This is a genomic window from Cupriavidus lacunae, from assembly GCF_003353055.1.
In the GTDB taxonomy this organism is placed as follows: Bacteria; Pseudomonadota; Gammaproteobacteria; order Burkholderiales; family Burkholderiaceae; genus Cupriavidus; species Cupriavidus lacunae.
In genome coordinates this window covers 1-2,607 of the sequence record NZ_QKWJ01000203.1, presented here as the reverse complement: position 1 = coordinate 2,607, position 2,607 = coordinate 1, and the positions used below count along the sequence as shown (strand labels likewise).

Here is a 2,607-nt window from a genome sequence, read left to right as displayed (position 1 = left end):
GCCGCGTCAGTCCGCGAAGGAAAGCTTAACGGCTTGCAAGGAAAGTGTATCGACTCCAACATGCCCTACCTGAAATCCAATGCTGAAGGGGGGTTGACTTCCATTCCCTCATAGAAGGTTCATCTGCACCAGCGCCTTGTGCATGCGCTGCACCCATTCGGCCTGCGCGGCCAGTAGCACCTCGCGCTGACGCACCACCGCGCGCACCACACAGACCTCATCGCCGGGGCGCCAGGCCGCGCGCAGCAGCCCCAGGCTCATCAGCTTTTGCAGCCACTGGCAGTCCTGCACGTCGCTCTTGCGCCCGGGCACGTATTTCATCTGCCGCGCATCGACCAACCACACAGTCAAGCCGCGCTGCTCCAGCACTTCGTACACCGGGATCCAGTAGACTCCGGTCGACTCCAGCGCGACCGTGTCGACGCCGCACGCCAGTAGCCAATCGGCCATGGCGTTGAGGTCATCGGTCATCGTGCCGAATTCGCGCACCGGCTCGTCATCGGCCTTCCGAGGCACCGCTACCCAGTGGCTCGACGCACCGATATCGATCCCTGCCGCGTTCGGAAACACCTCGTCGTCTTCTCGCTTGCGCATCGCCATCGCCTGCTCCAGAATCGTCAGTGAACGGCAGCGCCATGGGAAGCGTCGAAATTGACTCGATCTCATGAACGGGATGCGCATCGCTGCGCTCACCACTGTCGCCGACGAATCCCGGACCATGCTCTCAAGCGGGCTCACTCCACGGCATGCCACGCCGTGAGCGCGCACCATTGGTCTGTCGGTCATCGCGGCGCTGCCGTTCACCGGTATAGCTCATCTCCGTTTCTCCGCCCACGCCGGGCCAGGGCAAGTGGCCTGGAATGCTCTCAAGAAACCCAAGGGAGAATGTTGGCTTTCATGGAGTCTGGGCATTTGGCTGGAGTTGGAATCCGAGGGCGGAAGCACGTCGCCTGAGGGCCGCGATGCTGCGTTGTCGCTGCTGTTCCTCATAACGCTGCTGCCCCTGGTCGACGAAAGCTTCACCGCGCGTGAGCATGAAGTACACCATGCGGGCGAGCTTGTGGGCCACCGCGGTGTTGGCGCGCGGCTTGTCCATGCGGGCGCACAGCCGGCGGTAGAAGGCGCCAAGTGCGGAGTCGCTGCGCGACAGGCTCATGGCTGCCATCTTCAGTGCCTGCCGGGCGCGGTTGGCGGAAGGCCGGGTACCGGAAGACAGCGTCTTGCCACCACTGATCTTCGTGGCGGGACACAGGCGCAGCCAGGAACAGAAGTGCTTGACGCTGGCAAAGCGGCTCAGGTCGGGGCCGATCTCGGAGAGGATCGTCATCACGGTTGCCACGGACAGGCCGTTGATGCGCGTCAGGTCCACGCCCGCCCAGCGCGCGAGCGCGGCACGCGCGTCGAAGCGGGGGGTGTTCTTCTGGCGCTTCTTGTCCGGGCCGGCCAGCTCGACGTCGTGACGCGCCAGTGGGACGAGCAACGCCTCGGTCTTGGCATCGCATTCGAGAATGCGCTCGGCGAGGCTGTCGAACATCGCCAGCGCCTGCGCGAGCACGAAGAGGTGTTCCTCGCGCCAGTTGCCGGTTAGGGCCCGGATGATGTCTTCGGTACTGGCCTTGACGAGAGTGTGGCGGAAACGCGCAAGCACCTTCGGGTCGCGTTCGCCAGCGACGATGGCGCGGATGATCGCCTGTCCGGTCGTACCCATCACGTCGCTGAGTACTTCGGTAAGCTGAAGGTTCATCTGCACCAGTGCCTTCTGCATGCGCTGCACCCAGCTGCCCTGTTCGGTGAGCAGCAGTTCGCGCTGCCGCACCACTGCGCGCACCACGCAGACCTCGCCGTCGGGGCGCCAGGCCGCGCGCAGAAGTCCGAGACTCATCAGCTTCTGCAGCCACTGGCAGTCCTGCACGTCGCTCTTGCGGCCGGGGACATACTTCAGCTGGCGCGCATCGACGAGCCAGACTGTGAGCCCGCGCTGCTCGAGCACCTCATAGACCGGGATCCAGTACACCCCAGTCGATTCCAGCGCCACCGTGTCCACCCCGCACGCGAGCAGCCAGTCAGCCATCGCGTGCAGGTCACCGGTCATCGTGCCGAATTCGCGCACCGGCTGGTCGTCGGCTGCCCGCGGGACCGCGACCCAGTGGCTGGACGCGCCCACATCGATCCCGGCGGCGTTGGGATACACCTCGTCGACTTCCCGTGTGCGCATGGCCATGTCTGCTCCCGGCTGGTCGGTTGAGGGCAGCACCAGGGGAAGCGTCTGAATGGACTCGATCTCTCAAACGGGATGCGGCTTGCGCCGCTCACCAATGTCACCGACGATTCCCGGACCATGCTATGTACCGGGCTCGCCAGGCGGCGTCCGGTGACGTCGCCTGCGGGCACCAGTGATCTTCCGGTCATCAGGGGCTGCCGCCTGTGTTATAGCGCATCATCGTTTCTTCCGGAACACCGGGGACGATTGGCGGCCCTGGGAAGCTATGTATGAGGACGGGTCGGCAAATTCGCAGAGTGGTCCTAAAGTGAACTGTTCAAGCAACTTACTTTGGAGGGCCACATCATGCAACCGACCCGCATCGATCATTTTATGCCGCCGGGCGA

Annotated in this window: 1 protein-coding gene and 1 pseudogene; both read right to left on the bottom strand. The window is 64.2% G+C overall.

The genetic code is table 11. The features are described 5' to 3' along the window. Positions 1 to 114: 114 nt before the first annotated feature. Positions 115 to 600 (bottom strand): annotated as a pseudogene (locus DN412_RS42615) (IS110 family transposase); the annotation flags it as partial. Between the two features lie 295 nt (positions 601 to 895). Beyond that, positions 896 to 2,221, bottom strand: coding sequence for an IS110 family RNA-guided transposase (locus tag DN412_RS42610; RefSeq protein WP_115216965.1), 1,326 nt, complete (start codon positions 2,219 to 2,221; stop codon positions 896 to 898). Positions 2,222 to 2,607: the final 386 nt, after the last annotated feature.